Genomic DNA, 22,031 nt, shown 5'->3' with positions numbered 1-22,031 from the left:
AACTCTAAAAACTCTGCTTAAGACTAAATTAGCGAGTTTTTAGAGATGCCCATAAACTTAGGGGGTAACGTATGAAGAAAATTTTAGTAGCAAATCGTGGTGAAATAGCGATTCGAGTATTTCGTGCAGCAGCAGAATTGAATATCTCAACTGTTGCAGTTTATGCACAGGAAGATGAATATTCCGTTCATCGTTTCAAAGCAGATGAAGCGTATTTAATCGGAAAAGGCAAAAAACCGATTGAAGCCTACCTAGACATTGAGGATATTTTGCGAGTAGCTCACGAATGTGGAGCAGATGCCATTCATCCGGGATATGGTTTGTTAAGTGAAAACATTGATTTTGCACGTCGCTGTCAAGAGGAAAATCTCGTGTTTATTGGACCTGAGTTGCACCATTTGGACATTTTTGGCGATAAAATCAAAGCGAAACAAGCAGCCCTTGAGGCTGGACTTTCTTCGATTCCAAGTAGCAATGGCTCGGTTGAGGACATTGACGGTGTGCTTGCTTTTGCCAATCAATATGGCTATCCTATCATGATTAAAGCAGCTCTTGGTGGTGGCGGTCGTGGTATGCGTGTGGCACGTGATGAAGTTGAAGCACGTGACGGTTATGAACGAGCAAAATCCGAGGCAAAAGCTGCATTTGGTAGTGATGAAATTTACGTGGAAAAATACATTTCCGACCCTAAGCATATCGAAGTGCAGATTTTAGGGGACACGCATGGAAATGTGGTACATTTGTATGAGCGTGATTGCTCGGTTCAACGTCGTCACCAAAAAGTCGTAGAAATCGCACCAAGTGTGAATTTATCCGAAAATCTTCGCCAAGAAATTTGCGAAAGTGCTACTCGTTTGATGAAACACGTGGGATATGTCAATGCTGGAACAGTTGAATTTCTAGTGGAAGGTGAAAATTTCTACTTTATCGAGGTCAACCCTCGTGTGCAAGTAGAACATACGATTACCGAGATGATTACAGGAATTGACATTGTAGCAAGTCAAATTTTGATTGCACAAGGGCTTGATTTGCATAAAGAAATCGGTGTGCCACTTCAAGAAAATATCGAGAAAAGTGGGGTAGCAATCCAGTGTCGTGTAACAACGGAAGACGCTACGAATGGTTTCTTGCCTGACACAGGAAAAATTGACACCTATCGCTCTCCGGGTGGCTTTGGTGTGCGTTTAGATGTCGGAAATGCCTATGCAGGTTATGAAGTGACACCGTTTTTCGACTCGCTTTTGGTAAAAGTGTGTACGCATGGACGTGATTTCAAAAGCACGATCGGCATGATGACGAGATGTTTGAAAGAATTTCGTATTCGTGGAGTGAAAACAAATATTCCATTCATGCAAAATGTAATTCAGCACCCTATTTTCCAAACGGGAGATGCGAAAACGACCTTTATTGACAACACAAGCGAACTTTTTGAGTTTTCTCGTGTGCGTGATAGAGGGAATAAAACAATGAAATACATTGGCAACATTACCGTAAATGGCTATCCCGGGGTGGATAAAATTGAGAAACCTTATTTTGACACACCACGCTTGCCAGAGGGAATGATTGTAAAAGAAAATGTTTTGACGGCGAAAAATATTTTGGATAGTAAAGGTGCAGATGCCGTTGCAGAATGGGTGAAAGATCAAGACCATGTGTTGCTAACGGATACGACTTTCCGAGATGCTCACCAAAGTTTACTTGCGACAAGAGTTCGTACCACTGATTTTAAACAAATTGCGAAATTGACGGAAAAAGGACTTCCTGAGTTGTTTTCAAGTGAGATGTGGGGTGGGGCAACATTTGACGTGGCATATCGTTTCTTAGGAGAAGACCCTTGGGAAAGATTGCGGATTATTCGCTCATTAATGCCAAATACGCTTTTACAAATGCTCTTTAGAGGGTCAAATGCAGTCGGGTATCAAAATTATCCTGACAACGTCATCGAAGAATTTATCAAGGAAAGTGCCAAACAAGGAATTGATGTTTTCCGTGTGTTTGACAGTCTAAACTGGGTGCCACAGCTGACTCGTTCTATCCAGACAGTGCGTGATAGCGGGAAAATTGCTGAAGCGGTAATGTGTTATACTGGTGACATTAACGACCCAAATCGCACGAAATATAACGTACAATACTATAAAGACTTAGCAAAAGAGCTAGAGGCAAGTGGTGCTCATATTTTGGCAATCAAAGATATGGCGGGACTTTTGAAACCTCAAGCGGCATATCGCTTGATTTCAGAATTAAAGGATATTACCGACTTGCCAATTCATCTACACACGCATGACACGAGTGGAAATGGGATTATCACCTATTCAGCAGCGGTCAAGGCAGGAGTGGATATTGTAGACGTGGCAACGAGTGCTCTTTCTAGCGGAACGTCACAACCGTCTATGAGTTCGCTCTACTATGCACTTGTAGATTCTGAGCGTGAGCCAAATATTTCGATTGAAAACGTGCAAAAACTCAATCATTATTGGGAAGATGTCCGTAAATTCTATCTTCCATTTGAAAAAGGCTTGACGACACCGCAAACGGAAGTGTATCATCATGAAATGCCGGGCGGACAATATACGAATTTAATGGAACAAGCCAAAGCAGTTGGTCTTGCTGAGAAGTGGGACGATATTAAAGAAATGTATCACAATGTCAACATGATGTTCGGTGATATTGTCAAAGTAACACCTTCAAGTAAAGTCGTTGGCGATATGTCACTTTTCATGGTACAAAATAATTTGACGGAAGAAGATATTTACGAGCGTGGTGAAACATTGAGCTATCCAGATTCCGTTATCAGTTTCTTTATGGGTGATTTAGGTCAGCCTGTTGGGAATTTCCCAGAGAAATTGCAAAAAATTATTTTGAAAGGTCAAACTCCACTTACCACACGACCGGGAGAAAATGTGCCACCTGTTGACTTTGAAAAAGTTGCCAGTGAATTAAAAGAAAAAATCGGCTACACACCTAAATTTGAAGAAGTATTGAGCTATTTAATGTATCCGCAAGTATTTCTTGATTATGTCAAGAAAGCAGAAGAATACGGAGAAGTCAGTATCCTTGATACGCCAGCATTCTTCTATGGTATCCGATTAGGTGAAACCATTGAAGTACAAATTGAGCGAGGAAAAACGCTGATTGTTCGCCTTGATGAAATTGGCGAGCCAACTATCGAAGGAAAACGGACACTATTCTTTAATCTAAACGGACAACGTCGAGAAATTGTCGTACAAGACAAAAACATCAAAACAAACGTATTAGTCAAGAAAAAAGCAGAACCGACCAATCGTGAGCATATTGGTGCTACTATGAGCGGTTCCGTGCTAAAAGTGCTAGTGAAAAAAGGCGACATCGTCAAGAAAGATGCACCGTTGATTATCACAGAAGCAATGAAAATGGAAACGAGCATTACTGCTCCATTTGATTGCGTAGTAGAACAAGTTTACGTTACAGAAAACGAACCTGTTTCTTCTAATGACTTGTTGCTTGAATTAAAAGAGCAATAAAATACTGTCGAAATAGAGCAATGCTCAAACTTAGGCAAATTCATAATAAAAAAGCAAGGAGGGAAAACTATTGAAAATAAAAACAGTTATAAGTTTCATTGTTTTTTTCATGTTTTTCCTCGTCATTGCTTATTTTCAGCCAATCTTTTTTTCAGATGAACCGAAAGAGGAGCAAATAAATCTGAATGATATGACGCAAAAAAAACAGGAAAGCGACCACCTTGCTACTACTGGTGGTGCTTTATACATAGGAAAAGAGTCATTGCCAAATAAAAGTTGGGCAAGAGAGGCAGATGAGGTGAAAGTCAAAAAAGGGAAGATTTCCTTGGTAGAACTTTCTGAAAAAGAGGCACCACTCACCCCTTTTCAACTCGGGCAAACACTTGGTGAAATAGGGGAAAAAATAAATTTCAAAACAAATATTTCCCTTCGTTTGAAAGGGAAACTTTACAATCTTGAATTAAGTGACGGTGAGATGAACTATTCGCCTGTTGTGAAATTTAAAAATGGAGCCTTTGCTATTTTGAATTTTTCCAAACAAAACGGAAAATTGACCTCCGTTATTTACTTATCAGTTGAAGAACTGGTACAATTAAAACGTTATATGATAATAGAGGTAGAGAAATGATTATTACAGAGAATTATTTTGAGCTAATGGATAATGTAGAATTGCTTTGTAAAAGTGTAAAAAATTCTACAAGCTATCAAAATTATATTGAAAAAAAACAGAAAATGAACGAAAATAAAGAAGTTCAACAATTGAAAAATGACTTTTTACAAGCAAGAGAAAAGTTTGATCAAATCAAAGATTATGGCACGCAGGTTCCTGATTTTCGCACGTTACAAATGGAGGCACAGCGAAAGAAACGCGAACTTGATTTGCATGAATGTGTTGCAGCATTTCGTTTTGCTGAAACGGAATTGCAAGCAATGTTAGATGAAATCTCTGAAAAAATCGCTCAAAATATCTCAAGCGAAATACAAGTAGAGGCGGGCAATCCATTTTTCGATAAAGGAGAACGACATAAAAATTGTGTTCGACTGCACAATAGATAAAAATTCATTAATAGGGAGTAGCAGAATGTCAGAAGAATTAAAGGAAAATACATTTAAAATACAAAAACGTAGACTTGTCGTAGTCTGGGTGTATAGCATGAAACAATTGAATCATTTGAAAAAATTTGGGAACATCCACTACGTTTCTAATAAAATGCACTATGTTATTATTTACATGAATGAAGAAAATGTTGAAAGTAGTTTAGAGAAAATTCGTCGATTGCATTTTGTACGAAATGCCGAGGAAAGTTATCGACCAGATGTTGAGATGAACTTTGCAGATAAAATTGGCACAAAAGATGCGTTAAAATTCAATGATGACGGCTTTGAAGTTGAGGAATTGAAAACGACGATTCGTTTGAGCGAGGAGTTAGGCTAATGCGGGTAATTTCTGGTGAATTTCGTGGTCGCAGATTGAAAAGTTTGGACGGAAAAAATACGAGACCGACAACGGATAAGGTGAAAGAGTCCATGTTTAATATGCTTGGTGGATTTTTTGACGGAGGCGTTGCTCTTGATTTATTTGCTGGAAGTGGTGCTTTAGGTATTGAGGCAGTGAGCCGTGGAGCAACTCAAGCTGTATTAGTGGACAGAGCGTATCCTGCCATTCAAGTGATCAAGGAAAATGTAGCTTTGACAAAATCTGAACAAAGTTTTGAGGTGTTCAAATTAGATGCAAACAAAGCCTTGAGTAAATTTCATGAAGAAAATCGGCAATTTGACTATGTTTTCTTAGATCCACCTTATGCTAAACAAGAAATAGAGCAACAAATATTGAAAATGCAAGAGTTGGATTTGCTAAGTGAGGAATGTATTATTCTTTGTGAAACAGACAAAGAGGTGAAATTATCCGATGAAATCGGTGAATTTATCCAATACAAACAAGCAATTTATGGAATTACCGCTGTTGCGATTTACAGACGAAAAAAATAGAGGTGTAAAATGAAAAAAAAAATCGCCTTATTTCCGGGAAGTTTTGACCCATTTACCAATGGTCATCTTGCCACTGTCAAGCGAGCAAGTAAGCTATTTGACGAAGTAATTATCGGCATTTTTATTAATACAAGTAAAAAATCCCTGTTTACTGCGGAAGAAAAAAAAGAGTTGGTTGCCTTGGCGACGAGCGAACTGGAAAATGTTAAAATCGTCACTTGCCAAACGAAATTAACCGTTGAAATTGCAAAAGAATTGGGTGCAAGTTTTCTGGTGCGTGGGATTCGCAATATCAAAGATTATGAATATGAGCGTGATATTGCAAGATTGAACCATGAACTATCTGGAGAAATCGAAACAATTTTTCTGTTGAGTGACCCAGGATTTGAACACCTTTCAAGTAGTATGATAAAAGAAATATTTTCTTTTGGTGGTGATATTTCTTCTTATGTACCAAAAGATGTTTTGAAAAAAATGAAAGAAAAAAAGGAATAGATACTTATGAAATGGTTGAAAAGAAACAAAGGAGTTGTCGGACTGATTGTTGCTCTACTTTTTGTAGTAGCATTTGTTACTGTTCCGCTACCATATTTTATAGAATTACCCGGTCCTGTTGAAGATTTAAAACCTTTTGTCAATGTCGAAGGAAAAGAAGATGAATTTAAAGGGAGTTTTAATATCACAACCGTCAGCGAACGACGGGCGACAGGTGTTTCGCTTTTAGTTTCAAAATTTGTCCCTTTTACTGAAATTATTTCCGAGCGAGATATGCTAGGAGGAGCGACAACAGAAGAATACATTCAAATGAATGAATTTTACATGAAATCCGCTCAAAATGCAGCAAAAGTTGAGGCGTTGAAACTAGCGAAAATGAAGTATGAAATGAAGTTCAAAGGTGTCTATGTAATGAGTATTAGTGACGATTCTGCTTTTAAAGACCAAATTTCAGTAGGAGATATTGTCACAGGTGTCAACGGAAAGTCGTTTAAAAGCTCAAAAGAGTTAGTCGATTACGTTCACAGTCAAAAAATCGGCAACTCAGCAACGGTTGAATTTACTCATGACGGCAAAAAGAAAAATGCCAAAGGAAAGTTGATGAAATTACCCGGCACGAAATTTGCAGGAATTGGTATTACACTTGTTGACAATACTGAAATCACTTCAGAAGTGCCAATTACCTATGAGGCGTATGGCATTACTGGCCCTAGTGGTGGTTTGATGTTGACACTTGAGACTTATACGAAAATTACAGGGAAGGACATTCGTAAAGGCAAAAAAATCGCTGGTACTGGCACAATGGATTTTGACGGAGAAGTCGGAAGAATTGGCGGTATTGACAAAAAAGTCGCCTCAGCAAGTAAGCAAGGAGCAGAAATTTTCTTTGCTCCAGATGATGAAATTACGAAAGAAATGAAAAAATACGACCCAGAAATTCAAAGCAACTACAAAGAAGCACTCGCAGCAGCCAAAAAACTAAAAACGAAAATGAAAATCATCCCTGTAAAAACGGCAAAAGAGGCTTTGGAGTATTTGGAAGGGATGAAGTAGAGACGTCAATGTATAATCATGGAGGTATAACATGAATAATAATGAGAAAAAAGAAGTTGAAAAAACTATGGTTTCAAGAGAAAAAATGTTACAGGTCTTAGATTGGGCTTATGATAAAACTTTGACAGGATTACCGGGTGAAAAAAGCATTTATGACCTAGTTGAAGATTACCTTTCTAAACACGATAAAGAAACAGCGATTAAAAAGTTAGTGAAATTTCAAATCACTAAAGCAACTACATCGGGATTTGTTACTGGATTTGGAGGGATTCTCACAATGCCTATAACAATCCCTGCAAATGTAACGTCTGTGATTTTATTTCAAATGCGAATGATTGCTGCTATTGCTTTAATTCGTGGATATGATTTAAAAAGTGATCAAGTTCAAACTTTTGTTTATGCAACTCTTGCAGGTACTTCAGTTGCGGATATTATGAAGAAAACGGGTATTGTAATTGGTAATAAAATGTTGCGTGGAGTAGTGCAAAAAGTTCCGGGGAAAACTCTCACAAAAATTAACCAAGCAGTTGGTTTTAGGCTAATTACTAAGTTTGGTACAAAAGGTGCTGTGAATCTTGGGAAAGTAATTCCTGTTGCTGGAGCAGTGGTAGGTGGAACATTTGATGCTCTAACAACAAAAACGATTGCACAATTAGCTAAAAAAACATTTACTGAAGTAGGTATTGATATGGGAGATGGAACAATTATTGATAAAAAAGATTTAATTCTTTAAGGTGTGTGTTGCTGCTTTCTTTGAATAAACTTACCTTTTTTCGTATAAGGGCACCTCTAAAAAATTCCCCCCTCTAAATGTTTTTTCATGGTATAATACCCTTACCAAGAAAAAATTACGGAGGGTTTTTTATGTTAAATTTAGGTATTATCGGGACAAATTGGATTACTGGTGCATTTGTTGATGCGGCTCTCTTGACGAAGGAGTATAAACTTCATTCAGTGTATTCACGAACACTAGAGAGTGCAGGGCGATTTGCTGGAAAATACGGTGAGAGTATTGAATTATTTGATTCATTGGATGCGTTTTTAAGTGATGAAACGCTAGATATTGTCTATATCGCCTCGCCTAATGGTTTGCATTTTACGCAAGCACGTGAAACGTTGTTGCATGAAAAGCACGTAATTGTCGAAAAACCAGCGTTTTCTACTCCGAAAGAAATGGAGGAGATTTTGAAAATTGCAGCTGAAAAAAACTGTTTTTATTTCGAGGCAATTCGTAGCTTGCATGAGAAAAGTTTTACAATCGTAAAAGAAATCGTTGAAAAAGAAGAGGTTTGGGGTGCTGAATTTTGTTATGCCAAGTATTCTTCACGTATGGAGGCGTTACTTCGTGGTGAAGAACCGAATATTTTTAGTCCAAAATTTTCAGGTGGAGCTTTAATGGATTTAGGGGTGTATCTTGTTTATCCAGCGATTGCTTTGTTTGGTTTGCCACAAAGCGTGCGTTATACTGCGAGACTTCTTCCGTCAGGAGTTGACGGATATGGTGTAGGTGTGTTACGCTATGAAAACTTTGACGTGCAAATTTCTCCCGGAAAAAACATCGACAACTATGCTCCGTCACAAATTTATTTTTCTAACGGCACATTGATTTTAGGGGAAGTTTCAACAATTGACACGCTTGTTTATAAAAAACGTAATGAAATCGAGGAAACAATCGAGACACATCCGCATGAACATGGTATGTTTGACGAGGCAAATGCTTTTGCAAAAATTATTGCCACAAATGACATAAAAAAATACGAAGAGCTTGCTGATTTGTCGCAAAAAGTCAATCAAGTGCTTTACGATATGCGAATGGACGCGGGAATTGAATTTGCAGCAGATAAGGAATAACTGAGAAGAAGTTGAGCAAGTGTTTCAGTCGTTTTTCGTTGAAACAACGGTCTCAATTTCTTTTCTTAGAACAGGAAGAAAGATGAAATTTATCGAAAATTTGCCAGAAAGTTGGCAGGAAAAATGGGAAAGTCTAGGCTTTTCCTCTCCAAGTTTAATACAGGAAAAGACATTTGAATACTTGAAAGAAAAAGAAAATGTGCTAGGAATTTCTCCTACGGGAAGTGGGAAAACTTTAGCTTATTTGTTGCCGCTTTTGCTCACTATCGAAAAAGGTGCAGGCAATCAGTTGATTATCCTTTTACCAACACAGGAATTAGCCGTTCAAGTCGCAGAAGTTGCAAGAGAGTGGGCGAATTTGCTTGAGTTGAAAGTAGGCAATTTTATTGGCGGTGTCAATATTAAGCGACAAGCTGAAAATTTGAAAAAACGACCGGAAATTATTATCGGTACGGCAGGTCGCATTTATGAGTTAGTCAAAATGAAGAAAATCAAGCTGATGAATGTGGAAACGATTGTGCTAGATGAAGTGGATAGCTTGCTTACAGGCGAAGAAGCGAGTTTTTCTTCTAGTTTGATTCATCATGTGCCAAAAGATTTTCAACTCGTTTTTTTCTCAGCAACAGCAAATAATCAAGGTGCGGCAATTCAAAAGTTGGCGGGCGAAAAGTTGCTAGTGATAGACGTAACAAACGAAGATCGTTCGAAAGGTGAAGTGGATTATTTAAGACTTCAGGTTTCACCGAGAAAACGTGTAGACACGTTGCGTTCACTTGCTTACGTGGAAAATTTCCAAGCAATTGTTTTTTTTAACGAATTAGCAGAAGTAGGCAATGCAGAAGAAAAACTGCTGTATGAGGGAGTCGCAGTTGCAAGTTTGGCAAGCGACCAGAACAAACTTTTAAGAAAAGCAGCGTTAGATAAATTTCAAAGTGGCGAAATCAAATTACTTTTGACAACGGACGTGTTAGCTCGAGGGTTAGACCTTGAAAATCTTAGTGCAATTGTTAATTTTGAAACGCCATTGTCGCTAGAGAGCTTTACACATCGGACAGGACGAGTGGGAAGAATGGGCAAAAGTGGGACGGTATTAACTTTTGTCGAAAATTCACAAAGTAACTCACTCAAGAAACTGGAAAAAGAATTAGGTGTGACAAGTCAGGAAATTTTTCTCTGGGGCGGTCAACTTGTGACGGAAAAACCCAAGATAGTAGAAGTCAAAAAGAAGAAGAAAAAGAAAAAATCAAAACGATAAGAAAAAAACGCATGAAATCAATGTTTGTAATGATTTCATGCGTTTTGGTTTAAGGTTCCCTCTAAGTATTAAAAAGAATAGAGAAGAACATAAAGCACGCACCTGCCATGACAAACAAATGCCAAACGACGTGCATAAATCTTACATTTTTTAAACTGTAAAAGAATGCTCCGACAGTATAACTTACCCCACCTAAAACAAGTAAAATCAAGCCGTTTATGCCAAGTGCATTGTAGAGTGGTTGAATGGCAAAGACACAAATCCAGCCCATTGCGACGTAAAGAATCGTAGAGATTTTAGAAACTTTTTCTTGTCTGTGTAGGAAAATGGATTTGTAAACGACACCTAAAATCGCAATAACCCAAATGGCAACAAGCATTGTAATGCCCATCCAACCTTTGATTGAAAGCAAACAATACGGTGTGTAACTCCCTGCAATCAAAAGAAAAATCGAACTATGGTCAAACACTTGAAACACTTTTTTGGCTTTTGTAAAAATTAAACTGTGAAACAGCGTTGACGACAGAAATAGCAAAATCAACGTTGCACCGTACAAAGCGTAGGCAGCAATGTAAACTGGCGAACCCGTGTGACTTCCTTTTAGCAAAAGAATCACCAAGCCTGCAATGGATAACGCACACGCAATGCCATGCGTAACAGCATTTAATACTTCATTTAGGATAAGGTATCCTCTTGTAAATTTTGGATTTTCCATTTCAATCCCCCCGATTTTAAATTTGAATCATTGCTTATCATGCTCGTAATTTTGAGCCTTGCTTTGAGTCTTGTTGAATTTATTATACTTCCCTTTTTTAAAAATAGCTTTACTATTTTAAAAGCTTATAAAAAAAATAGAAAGTTTGTTCGTAATTCTGTTATTTTTTTGTTATAATCTTGTTTGAACCATTGTAACATAATATACTCAGTCAACCAACTAAACAAAATATTTTTTGGCAACTCTCTTTATTTTAAGGGCATCTCTAAAAACTCCGCTTAAGACTAAATTAGCTAGTTTTTTCGATTTTCGAGGAAATCGACGAAAGCTATGTGGTTCATAGGTTGAGGAGATTGACGAAGAAAATCGGAAAACTAGCAATTTAGGATAAGTGCGAGTTTTTAGAGGTGCCCTTATTTAGGAGAAGGTTGAGTTTTCTGAGCAATAGTGGGAAAGTGTGAGTGACTATTATGACAAAAATTAAAATCGTTACAGATTCCTCAGCAATTTTTGAGGAGGGTGTAGCAGAAAAGCTAGGGATTGAGATTGTCCCACTTTCAGTAATGATTGACGGGGTAATTTACCAAGATGATGAACTAGCTGGCGAAAAATTTGTTGAATTAATGCGTCAGGCTGAAACCTTGCCAAAAACAAGTCAGCCAGCGATTGGATTATTTGCAGAAGCATATGACAAATATGCAGATTGTGAAATTATTTCCATTCATTTAACAAAACATTTAAGTGGAACTTTTGAAGCGGCACGTCAAGCAAGCAATTTAACGCAGGCAAACGTGACGGTTTTGGATTCTGGTTTTATCGACCAAGCTCTTGCATTTCAAGCGATTAAAGCAGCCGAAATGGCACAAGCAGGAGCGAACAAGGAAGAAATCCTAGAAAAACTAGAAAAAATGAAAAAGAATACAAAGCTATTTGTTGCAATTGCAACACTTGATAATATTGTCAAAAGTGGACGTATCAGTAAGACAGCAGGGATGATTTCCAATCTGTTAAATATTAAAGCAGTAATGGAGTTGACCGTTGATGAAGGACTTGTCATGGTAACAAAAGGACGAGGGAACAAAACGTTTCATAAATGGTTTGAAAATATTCGTGAAACGTTGTTGACGACACCGAATCTGGAGAAAATTGCGATTTCTCATGCTGGGGCGGCGGCACTTTTAGAGCCATTTAAAAAAGAATTGAATACACTTTTTCCAGATATTCATTTGCCGTTTCTTTATACAGGAAGTGTCATTGCGACACACGCTGGCGAAGGTGCATTTGCGATTGAATATTATACAGACGAGGATTAACTTTTTCAAAGCCGATAGTTTAGCTATCGGTATTTGTATGGAGCGTAGTATTCATAGAGGAGGTGTTTGTTTTGAAAAAACGAGTGTTCATAGATTTAGGTGTGTTTGTTGGATTGTTCGTTTGTGTAGTGATTTTTACTCATTTTATTTTAAAGTCAGAAAGTCCTAGAATGTCAAAAGACATCTCAAACAAGGAGTTTCCGACACTTTACTATACTGCAATTGGTGACTCCTTGACAGAGGGGGTGGGAGATTCTACCGGGCAAGGCGGGTTTATTCCGATTGTTTCTAACCTTTTGTCGCAAGACTATGATGTAGTAGTGAAAAGTGAAAATTTTGGCGTGAGCGGGAATACATCAGAGCAGATTTTGTCACGTATTCAAAAGAAAGAAGAAATTCAAAAAGGAATTGAAAAGGCTGATTTTCTCACGATTACGGTTGGCGGAAATGATATAATGAAAGTAATTAAAGAAAACTTCGCCAATCTTTCCAAAAAATCATTTACCAAACCTGAGGTTGCTTATCAAGCGAGAATACAGCGAATCATTAGCGAAATTCGTGAGCGAAATAAAACGGCACCGATTTATGTGGTGGGCGTTTATAATCCGTATTATTTGAATTTCTCAGAGATAAAGGAAATGCAGGAAATCATTGATGATTGGAATGACGGCACGAAAAAAGTTGTAACCGCACAAGAAAATTGTTTCTTCGTGCCAGTAAATGACCTCATTTCACAAGGGTTAAACGGTGGGGTCGAGGAAAAAAATGGTGAGGCAACAACCGTTGTCAACGATGCTCTTTTCACAGAAGATCAATTTCACCCGAATGATACGGGGTATCAACTAATGGCAAAAGCTGTTTTGGAAGAAATGGAGGGAACGAAAAAACTATGGTTGAAAAAATAAAACAAAGTATTTGGAAATACGCTACACTCTTCTTGCTTGCTCTCATGCTAGGTGTGAGTTTGATTGTTTTTCTGCGTATTACGACCACTCGAGAAGTATCCTTAGAGAATAAAGTAGCTCAGGCGGAAAAAAATTTCGACATCGCCACTGTTCAAACGGACAAAGCAAAACTCAATACGCTAATCAATCACATTCTCAAAGAATTTCAAAGTAAAAATTCGTCTTATTCTTTTTATATTGACAAAGAGGCGGTTTTTGAGGGAGAATATAATTTTCTAGGCTCTAAAGTGCCAATTTATATTTACTTTACACCGTCAGCAAACAAAGACGGTAATATCAATTTAAAAGTAAAAACAATTTCCGCAGGCACGCTCTCCATTCCAACAGCAACGGTTATGAGTTTTATCCAAGGGGCAAACGAGTTTCCAGAGTATGTAGAGTTGAATGCAAAAAAAGAAATTGTTACGATTCGCTTAGACAAAGTAGAGTTACCAAATAATCTAGCAGTAAAGGCGAAATTGATTGATGTGGTAAATGATAAATTTGTTTTTGATTGCGTTATGGGAGAGTAAGTTGTGTTTGTTTCATTGACGTGATAAGATAAAAGGATATATTAGTTTTTTTAGAGGTACCTGTAATGTTTCTTTCAGTTTTCTGAAAGACTTCTCTGATTTAGAAAGGAAGAAATAGTTTGGCAAAAAAAGTGAATAATGCTTATGATGATAGTTCTATTCAGGTTCTTGAGGGGTTGGATGCGGTAAGAAAGCGTCCGGGTATGTATATTGGTTCTACTGATGGACGTGGACTTCATCATTTAGTCTATGAAATTGTAGACAATTCCGTGGATGAGGCACTTGCTGGGTATGGAAAAAATATTGTGGTTACCTTGCATAAAGACCATTCCGTTTCAGTGTGTGATGAAGGACGCGGGATGCCTATTGGGAAACACGCCTCTGGCAAGCCTACGATAGAAGTCATTTTTACCGTTTTACACGCAGGTGGAAAATTCGGCGACGGTGGTTATAAAACAGCTGGAGGATTGCATGGTGTAGGTTCTTCAGTGGTAAATGCACTTTCCGAATGGCTTGAGGTAAGTGTTGTACGTGACGGACAAGAATATTCCATGCGTTTTGAGCAAGGAGGAAAACCAGTAGGTACGCTGAAAAAATTAGGTAGAACTAAGAAGAAAAATGGTACAACGGTACATTTCAAACCAGACAGCACTATTTTTTCAACAACAAAATTTAGCTATGAAATCCTCTCCGAACGTTTACGTGAGTCTGCGTTTTTACTTCGTGATGTAGCGATTACGCTAAAAGATTTGCGTAAAGAAGAAGAAGTAAGTGAAACTTTCTACTATGAAGAAGGAATCAAAGAATTTGTTCAATACTTGAATGAAGATAAAGATTCTTTGACTCCAGTCATGTACTTTAATGGCAAAAAAGAAGAAATCGAAGTGGAAGTTGCGTTTCAATATAATGACGGTTATTCAGAAAATCTATTGAGTTTTGTAAATAATGTGCGAACAAGCGACGGTGGCACGCATGAAACAGGTTTTAGAACGAGTTTGACCAAAGCGTTTAACGACTATGCACGCAAGGCGAATTTACTCAAGGAAAAGGACAAAAATCTTGAGGGAACGGATTTTCGTGAGGGATTGGCGGCAGTATTGTCCATTCTTGTGCCAGAAAATCTTTTGCAGTTTGAGTCGCAGACGAAAGACAAGCTAGGCACACCTGTTGCACGTGGGGCGGTGGATAGTGTGATTAGCGAACAACTCGGATTTTTCTTGCAGGAAAACAGTGAAATGAGTCAAATGCTTGTCAAAAAAGCAATCAAAGCTCGTGAGGCACGTGAAGCTGCTCGTAAAGCTCGTGAAGAAAGTCGTAGCGGGAAGAAAAAGAAAAAAGGGGAAAGTCTTCTTTCTGGAAAATTAACTCCTGCACAATCTCGCAATCCTAAGAAAAATGAATTATACCTTGTCGAAGGAGATTCCGCTGGTGGAAGTGCGAAACAAGGACGAGACCGAAAATTTCAAGCGATTTTGCCTTTGCGAGGAAAAGTAATCAATACAGAAAAAGCAAAAATCCAAGATATTTTGAAAAACGAAGAAATCAACACAATGATTCACACGATTGGAGCAGGTGTTGGAACAGAGTTTGACGTAGAAGACAGCAACTACGATAAAGTCATTATCATGACCGATGCGGATACGGACGGAGCCCACATTCAAGTGTTGCTTTTGACGTTTTTCTATCGCTACATGAAACCACTTGTTGAGGCTGGGAAAGTCTATATCGCCTTGCCACCGCTATATAAAGTATCAAAAGGCACGGGTCGCAAGCAAGTCATTGAATACGCATGGACAGACGATGAGCTAGACAAAGCGATAAAAAAAGTAGGCAAAGGGTATATGTTGCAACGTTACAAAGGGCTTGGTGAAATGAATGCGGAGCAACTTTGGGAAACAACCATGGACCCAGAACACCGTACGTTGATACGTGTAAGAATTGACGATGCCGCTCAAGCAGAACGTCGAGTAACCACACTTATGGGGGACAAAGTAGAACCTCGTAGACGTTGGATTGAAAATCACGTGCAATTTACACTTGAAGAGGACGGTTCGATTTTGGATACTACAAGAGAAAATCGCAAACCTGAGCATTTTGATGAAATGAGAAATTCAGAAGAAGTGACAGATGATGTCGTAGAAGATGTGAGTGGCGGAGAATTTGAGGAGATTAGTTTGTTTGATTGAGTAAAAAATGTTTTGGCATAGCAATGATGAGGTGGGGAAATGTCTATTTTTAACAAAGAAAACTTTTCTTATTACTTGAAAAAACGTGGACTGGCAGAGAGTACCATTCGGAAAAATGCTGTTCAAGCACATAATCGAATTTTCAATGAGCTGGGGATTTCATTTTATGAATTGGAAGATTTATCCAGTATTCAAACACTTTATAAAGATGTAAAAGTATTAGAAGGACTTATGGAAAAAAATCCCAATCGTTTTTATTCATCAGCTGTTGCAAACTACTTGAAATTTGTGGCGAGTTTTTCAGAAAGAGAAATTTTCTCTACCGAAATGGTTTACGAGCAAGAAGTTGAAGTTGTTGAGATAAAAGAAGAAACAATAGAAATAAAACCAGTAAAAGTAAGCAGAGAAGTAATTCTGAATGGAAGAAAAACGTATTATCGTAATCCTAAAATTGCCAAAATGGCATTGAATTATCATGATTTTTCTTGTCAAATAGATAAACACCACAAAACATTTATTTCTAAAGCTACTCAAAGAAATTATGTAGAGGCACATCATCTAATTCCAATTTCTTATCAAGGATTATTTGATTATGGCATTGATACGGTGTCAAACATTTTGTCGCTTTGTCCAAATTGTCATCGAAAAATACATTTTTCAACGGCAAATGAACAAAAAGAAATGCTACATTTTTTATTCCAAAAACAAGTGACAGATTTGTTGAATACTGGCATTGAGATTACAGAAAAAGAGTTGTATGAATTGTATCTTTAAGGTTTATTAACGAGGTGAAAGAACTTGGCAACAAACGAACAAATCCAAGAACTAACCCTAGAAGAAGTAATGGGGGAGCGTTTCGGACGCTATTCAAAATATATTATTCAGGAGCGTGCAATTCCTGATATTCGTGACGGCTTAAAGCCTGTACAACGTAGAATTTTATTTTCCATGAATAAAGACGGAAATACTTATGAAAAAGCCTATCGTAAGAGTGCGAAGTCTGTCGGAAATATTATGGGGAACTATCACCCGCACGGGGACTCAAGTATTTACGAGGCAATGGTGCGTATGAGTCAAGACTGGAAATTGCGTGATGTCTTGATTGATATGCACGGAAACAACGGTTCAATGGACGGCGACAGCCCTGCGGCAATGCGTTACACCGAGGCACGTCTTTCCAAACTTTCGAGTGAGTTGTTGTCTGATATTGACAAGGAAACGGTTGATTTTGTCTGGAATTTTGATGATACGGAAAAAGAACCGACTGTTTTGCCTGCAAAATTTCCTAATTTGCTGGTCAATGGTTCAACTGGAATTTCTGCAGGGTATGCGACAGAGATTCCGCCACATAATTTGGGTGAAGTCATTGACGGTGTGGTGTATTTGATTGACCACCCAAATGCTAGTTTAGAGAAAATCATGGAGTTTATCCCTGCACCAGATTTTCCGACAGGAGCGATTTTGCAAGGGGCAAACGAAGTCAAGCAAGCCTATGAAACTGGACGAGGAAAAGTGATTCTCCGTTCTAAATCTGAGATTGAGCAAATCAAAGGAAATCGTGAGCAAATCGTTGTCACAGAAATTCCTTACGAAGTGAATAAGGCAAATTTAATCAAAAAAATGGACGAAATTCGTTTGTTGAAAAAAATTGACGGTATTTCTGAAGTGCGTGACGAAACAGACCGTACAGGTTTGCGGATTGTCATTGAACTGAAAAAAGAAGCAAACGCTCAAGGGATTTTGAATTATTTGCTGAAAAATACAGATTTACAAATTAGTTACAATTTTAACATGGTAGCAATCGACAATCGTACACCGAAACAAGTAGGTTTGCTCCATATTTTGAGAAGTTACATTGCTCACAGAGTAGACGTGATTACGAAACGTTCACGCTTTGAGTTGAATAAGGCGGAAAAACGTCAGCATATTGTCGAAGGTTTAATGAAGGCTCTTTCGATTTTAGACAAGGTCATTCGTACCATTCGTGCATCGAAAGATAAAAAAGATGCGAAGAAAAACTTAATGGCAAGCTATGGCTTTACCGAGGCACAAGCTGAGGCAATAGTCGTGTTGCAACTTTACCGCTTGACGAATACGGACATTACAGAACTTCAAACAGAGGCAGAGGAACTTGCCAAACGCATTTTAGAATTAAAGAAAATCTTGAGTGAGGAGGCAACGCTTTTCAATGTAATCAAAAAAGAATTGCGTGAAGTGAAAAAAGAATTTGCCACTCCTCGATTGACGACGGTTAAACGTAAAATTGAAGAAATCAAAATTGATACACAAGTGTTGATTGCAAGTGAAGATGTGGTCGTTGTGGTAACACGTGACGGTTATGTGAAACGTAGCAGTTTGCGTAGTTACACTGCAAGTACGCCGGAAGAAGTCGGATTAAAAGAAGGCGATAGTGTGCTGTTTGCCAAACAACTCAATACGCTTTCACATTTACTTTTCTTCACCAATAAAGGAAATGTCATTTATCGTCCTGTGCATGAATTGTCTGATTTGAAATGGAAAGATTTGGGTGAACACATTACACAGTCACTTACAGGTTTTGCAATGGACGAGCGAATTTTAGCAGTCTTTTCGTACGACAAATTGTCCGAGGAAAAATTATTTGTCAGCTTTACAAAGGAAGGGTTTATCAAACAAACGAAAATGTGCGACTTTGAAATCTGGCGAACGTATAAATCAAAGGCAACGACGTTTATGAAGTTGAAAAGTGAAACAGACGAAGTGTTGCAAGTCTTTCTTGTGGACGAAAAAGACGAAATGCTCGATGTATTTTTAGTAACGAATAAGGCATTTGCCTTGCGTTATCCACTGAGCGAAGTGCCAGTCGTTGGTAGAACGGCAGCAGGTGTGAAGTCTATTAATCTGAAAAAAGAAGATTATGTGGTGAATGGTTTACTTGTTTATGACGGAGCAGATGAGGCAATTACAATTGTTACTCAGCGTGGAGCGATTAAACGAATGTTTGCTCAAGAAATCTTGCAAATTGGTCGAGCAAAACGTGGATTAATGGTCTTGCGAGAGTTGAAAAACAACCCGCATCGCATAGTGTATATGAACAGTTCAAATGCCACGCCACTACTCATTACTACTGCAAAAGGGACAGTAATTGAAGTAGATGAAAACAACTATCCAATCGGCGAGAGAACAAGCAATGGTTCATTTGCAATTGATGAAAAAGTCGAAAACGGCGTTTATGAAGTCCGCAAACAAGGATTTGTAAACATAGAAGAAGATACTACCGAATAAATTTGTTATAATATGGGTAACTCTAAAAACTTCGTTTAAACCAAAATTAGCAATTTTTGAGTAAGCGTGAGTTTTTAGAGGTACTCTATTGCTATTTTATTACTAGGTAAAGGGGCGTTTGATTATGTCAGAGGAAATTACAGGTCTTGTTCATTCAACAGAGAGCTTTGGAAGTGTAGACGGTCCGGGGGTTCGTTTTATTTTCTTCATGCAAGGTTGCCGTATGCGTTGCCAATTTTGTCACAATCCAGATACTTGGGCATTGACGAGTGAGACAGCAACAGAGAGAACGGTAGACGATTGTTTGGAAGAGGCAATGAAATACAAGGAATATTGGGGTGAACGTGGTGGCATTACCGTAAGCGGTGGCGAGCCACTTTTGCAAATTGATTTTCTGATTGCGTTATTTAAAAAAGCACAATCACTAGGGATTCACACAACGCTAGATTCTTGTGGGAAACCATTTACACGTGAAGAACCATTTTTCTCTAAGTTTAATGAGTTATTGCAATACACCGATTTAATTTTGCTTGACATTAAAGAAATCAATCCAGCTCGTCATAAGACTTTGACTGCTTGGGGGAATGAAAACATCCTAGAACTTGCTCAATTTCTTTCAGATATAGGGCAACCCGTCTGGATTCGTCACGTTCTAGTACCGACTAGAAGTGATTTTGACGAGGACTTAATCGCCTTAGATAAGTTTGTAAAACAGTTGAAAAATGTTCAAAAATTTGAGGTACTTCCTTATCACACCATGGGTGAATACAAGTGGAAAGAAATGAACATGAAATATCCCCTTGAAAATTTAGAACCACCAACAAAAGCACGTGTAGAAAATGCGAACAAATTGCTACACACGGCTGATTATACTGGTTATGCGAAAGAAATATAAATATCTATCGTTTTTTTCTCCGTTTTTTCTGAGAAGAGAACGATAGCTTTTTATTTAGACAAAAAACACTTGGAAATGGTGTGGTTTTGTGCTATACTAATAATTGGATTTTTACGCTATTCTTTCATGGTAAATGTGAGGAGGAGACTATGGCACGTATTCCTGATAATGTCATTGCTGAAATAAAATCACAAGCGAATATTGTAGATATTGTAGGGCAATATGTTCAACTTGAGAAACGAGGAAAGAACTATTTAGGGCTTTGTCCTTTTCACCAAGAGAAAACGCCTAGTTTCAATGTGATTGAGGATAAGCAATTTTTCCATTGTTTTGGTTGTGGAAAAGGTGGCGATGTATTCAAATTTGTCGAGGAAATAAAAAACATTTCCTATGTCGAGGCAATTAGTGAAGTCGCAAACTATGCTCATATTCCTTTTGAGTATGCTGTGGCAAATAACTCGCGAACTACTGAGAATAGCGAAAAAAAAGAATTAATCGAAATACATGAAAAAGCGTGTGAAGTATATGCTTACGTGCTGAAAGATTTAGCTGTCGGGGAAAAAGCTCTTGCTTATTTAAAAAACAGAGAGTTAACAGAAGAAACGATTGAAACGTTTCGTGTCGGTTTTTCACCAGACGATAGGAAATTTTTATCCACTTTGTTTCTAAAACAAGGGAGAAAAAAAGAAGTTTTACTGAAAACAGGTTTGTTTTTGGAAGGGGATGACGGAGAATTATTTGACCGATTTTCTGGCAGGATTATGTTTCCAATTCGCAATGAACACGGGGAAGTAGTCGCATTTAGTGGAAGAAAAGTCTTTACCGCTGAGGAGGCAAAAATTAATCCTGACATCAAAAAAACCAAATATATGAACTCGCCAGAGAGTTTGATATTCAATAAAAGTCAGTTGCTGTTTAACCTTGACCTAGCAAAAAATACCATTCGCAAGCAAGGAGAAGTGTTTCTTTTTGAAGGACAAATGGATGTGATTGCAGCCTATCAAGCAGGGATTCCAAACGGAGTTGCCTCTCTTGGGACGAGTTTGACCGACAAGCAAATCCAGCAAATTGCACGGGTTTGCAAAAGTGTGATTACCGTTTTTGACGGGGACAACGCAGGAATTAAAGCAACCAACCGTGCAATTGATTTATTTGAAAAATTTCCTCGCCTGACGCTACAAATCGTCTCGCTTTCAGAAGGACTTGACCCTGATGAGTATGCGAGAAAATACGGTGAGACTTCTCTTGTGCAAACATTGAAAAACGGTAGGATAAGTTGGTTTGAATTTCGGAAAAGATTTCTCAGGATAGAGAAAAATTTAGAAAATCATGCAGAACAGATTGGGTATATTAATGCACTTTTACAAGAGTTAGCGAAAGTTTCCTCCAATCTTGAGATAGATGCCTATCTGAATGAAATCACGCAGGAATTTCCAAGATTTTCCTACAAAGTATTATTAGATCAACTAAAAGAGTTACAAGGGAAACGTTCTTCGGTGCAACCACCTTCTCCTCAAGAAGAGGCGTTTGTTGAGAGGGAAATTCTTCCGCCACCAGTTGAAGTGCCTGTTCAAAAACGGAAAACTTCTAAAATCGAATTGGCGGAGCAACAGCTTTTGTATCGGATTTTTTATCAGTCGGCAAACAAACGATTTTCCTCTTATTTTGAGGGATTTCACTTTTATCATGAGCCGTATGAAACACTTTACGTTTTGTACCAAGCCTATGACCGACAAGTCGGTGATTTCAACACGGCAAATTTTTTGAGTTTTGTAAGGCAAGGAAATTTGTCAAATATAGCAACGGAAATTTTTTCTCTTCGATTTGAAGAGGAAGTGGAAGAAAAGGAAATTCTTGATTTAATCGCAGTCGTTCAAAGTTCTTCGATACAGGAGAAAAAAATGAAATTAAAAGAAGAATTTCACCAAGCATCACAAGCTGGCAACCATGAGTTAGCAAAACAATTATTTGTACAGCTTGTGCAGTTAGAAAAGAGTAAGTAATTCATTTTTTTGAATGAATATAAATAAATGGGAGG

The 22,031-nt window shown here is 38.0% G+C and carries 19 protein-coding genes; 18 read left to right on the top strand and 1 reads right to left on the bottom strand.

Going from position 1 to position 22,031, the window contains the following annotated elements; all coding sequences use genetic code 11:
* The first annotated feature begins 71 nt into the window (after positions 1-71).
* The 10 genes from B5D30_RS07945 to B5D30_RS07900 all read left to right on the top strand — a co-directional run bounded on the left by B5D30_RS07945 (position 72) and on the right by B5D30_RS07900 (position 10,143).
* Positions 72-3,500 (top strand): pyruvate carboxylase, encoded by a 3,429-nt coding sequence (locus B5D30_RS07945; protein WP_078807530.1) that lies wholly within the window; start codon positions 72-74, stop codon positions 3,498-3,500.
* Positions 3,501-3,570: 70 nt separating this feature from the next.
* Positions 3,571-4,128 (top strand): CAP-associated domain-containing protein, encoded by a 558-nt coding sequence (locus B5D30_RS07940; RefSeq protein WP_078807529.1) that lies wholly within the window; start codon positions 3,571-3,573, stop codon positions 4,126-4,128.
* On the top strand, positions 4,125-4,556 hold the full coding sequence (locus B5D30_RS07935) for a YlbF/YmcA family competence regulator (protein WP_078807528.1): 432 nt from the start codon (positions 4,125-4,127) through the stop codon (positions 4,554-4,556). The genes B5D30_RS07940 and B5D30_RS07935 overlap by 4 nt, the downstream gene beginning before the upstream one ends.
* A gap of 25 nt (positions 4,557-4,581) precedes the next feature.
* On the top strand, positions 4,582-4,935 hold the full coding sequence (locus tag B5D30_RS07930; RefSeq protein ID WP_078807527.1) for a YlbG family protein: 354 nt from the start codon (positions 4,582-4,584) through the stop codon (positions 4,933-4,935).
* Positions 4,935-5,489 (top strand): 16S rRNA (guanine(966)-N(2))-methyltransferase RsmD, encoded by a 555-nt coding sequence (rsmD, locus tag B5D30_RS07925; RefSeq protein ID WP_078807526.1) that lies wholly within the window; start codon positions 4,935-4,937, stop codon positions 5,487-5,489. Before B5D30_RS07930 ends, rsmD begins: the two co-directional genes overlap by 1 nt.
* Before the next feature lie 9 nt (positions 5,490-5,498).
* A complete protein-coding gene (coaD, locus tag B5D30_RS07920) occupies positions 5,499-5,984 on the top strand; it encodes a pantetheine-phosphate adenylyltransferase (RefSeq protein WP_078807525.1) in 486 nt (161 codons plus the stop codon).
* 6 nt (positions 5,985-5,990) lie between these two features.
* Positions 5,991-7,037, top strand: coding sequence for a SepM family pheromone-processing serine protease (locus tag B5D30_RS07915; RefSeq protein ID WP_078807524.1), 1,047 nt, complete (start codon positions 5,991-5,993; stop codon positions 7,035-7,037).
* Positions 7,038-7,068: 31 nt separating this feature from the next.
* Positions 7,069-7,770, top strand: a complete 702-nt coding sequence (locus B5D30_RS07910) for an EcsC family protein (protein ID WP_078807523.1) — start codon at positions 7,069-7,071, stop codon at positions 7,768-7,770.
* 131 nt (positions 7,771-7,901) lie between these two features.
* Complete coding sequence (locus tag B5D30_RS07905) at positions 7,902-8,888, top strand: Gfo/Idh/MocA family protein (RefSeq protein WP_078807522.1); 987 nt, start codon at positions 7,902-7,904, stop codon at positions 8,886-8,888.
* 82 nt (positions 8,889-8,970) lie between these two features.
* Positions 8,971-10,143 (top strand): DEAD/DEAH box helicase, encoded by a 1,173-nt coding sequence (locus B5D30_RS07900; RefSeq protein ID WP_078807521.1) that lies wholly within the window; start codon positions 8,971-8,973, stop codon positions 10,141-10,143.
* A gap of 61 nt (positions 10,144-10,204) precedes the next feature.
* On the opposite strand, the gene trhA is transcribed toward B5D30_RS07900, so the two are convergent.
* A complete protein-coding gene (gene trhA / locus B5D30_RS07895; RefSeq protein WP_078807520.1) occupies positions 10,205-10,858 on the bottom strand; it encodes a PAQR family membrane homeostasis protein TrhA in 654 nt (217 codons plus the stop codon).
* Positions 10,859-11,328: 470 nt separating this feature from the next.
* Between trhA and B5D30_RS07890 the strand changes: the two genes are divergently transcribed.
* The 8 genes from B5D30_RS07890 (at position 11,329) to dnaG (ending at position 21,996) form a co-directional block, all read left to right on the top strand.
* On the top strand, positions 11,329-12,171 hold the full coding sequence (locus B5D30_RS07890) for a DegV family protein (protein ID WP_078807519.1): 843 nt from the start codon (positions 11,329-11,331) through the stop codon (positions 12,169-12,171).
* Positions 12,172-12,242: 71 nt separating this feature from the next.
* A complete protein-coding gene (locus B5D30_RS07885) occupies positions 12,243-13,076 on the top strand; it encodes an SGNH/GDSL hydrolase family protein (RefSeq protein WP_234984642.1) in 834 nt (277 codons plus the stop codon).
* Positions 13,061-13,648, top strand: a complete 588-nt coding sequence (locus B5D30_RS07880; protein WP_078807518.1) for a YpmS family protein — start codon at positions 13,061-13,063, stop codon at positions 13,646-13,648. The genes B5D30_RS07885 and B5D30_RS07880 overlap by 16 nt, the downstream gene beginning before the upstream one ends.
* Positions 13,649-13,767: 119 nt before the next feature.
* The gene (parE, locus tag B5D30_RS07875; protein ID WP_078807517.1) at positions 13,768-15,834 is read left to right on the top strand and encodes a DNA topoisomerase IV subunit B; all 2,067 of its coding nucleotides are present in this window, start codon (positions 13,768-13,770) and stop codon (positions 15,832-15,834) included.
* Positions 15,835-15,873: 39 nt separating this feature from the next.
* Positions 15,874-16,608, top strand: a complete 735-nt coding sequence (locus tag B5D30_RS07870) for an HNH endonuclease (protein ID WP_078807516.1) — start codon at positions 15,874-15,876, stop codon at positions 16,606-16,608.
* Between the two features lie 69 nt (positions 16,609-16,677).
* Positions 16,678-19,098 carry a DNA topoisomerase IV subunit A gene (gene parC, locus B5D30_RS07865; protein ID WP_078807544.1) on the top strand — a complete coding sequence of 807 codons (2,421 nt, stop codon included), beginning with the start codon at positions 16,678-16,680 and terminating at the stop codon, positions 19,096-19,098.
* Positions 19,099-19,222: 124 nt separating this feature from the next.
* Positions 19,223-19,993, top strand: a complete 771-nt coding sequence (pflA, locus tag B5D30_RS07860; RefSeq protein ID WP_078807515.1) for a pyruvate formate-lyase-activating protein — start codon at positions 19,223-19,225, stop codon at positions 19,991-19,993.
* A gap of 149 nt (positions 19,994-20,142) precedes the next feature.
* Positions 20,143-21,996, top strand: coding sequence for a DNA primase (gene dnaG / locus B5D30_RS07855; RefSeq protein WP_078807514.1), 1,854 nt, complete (start codon positions 20,143-20,145; stop codon positions 21,994-21,996).
* Positions 21,997-22,031: the final 35 nt, after the last annotated feature.

The sequence above is a fragment of the Pilibacter termitis genome, assembly GCF_900167335.1.
Lineage (GTDB): Bacteria > Bacillota > Bacilli > Lactobacillales > Streptococcaceae > Pilibacter > Pilibacter termitis.
This window is presented reverse-complemented; position numbering and strand designations above follow the sequence as displayed.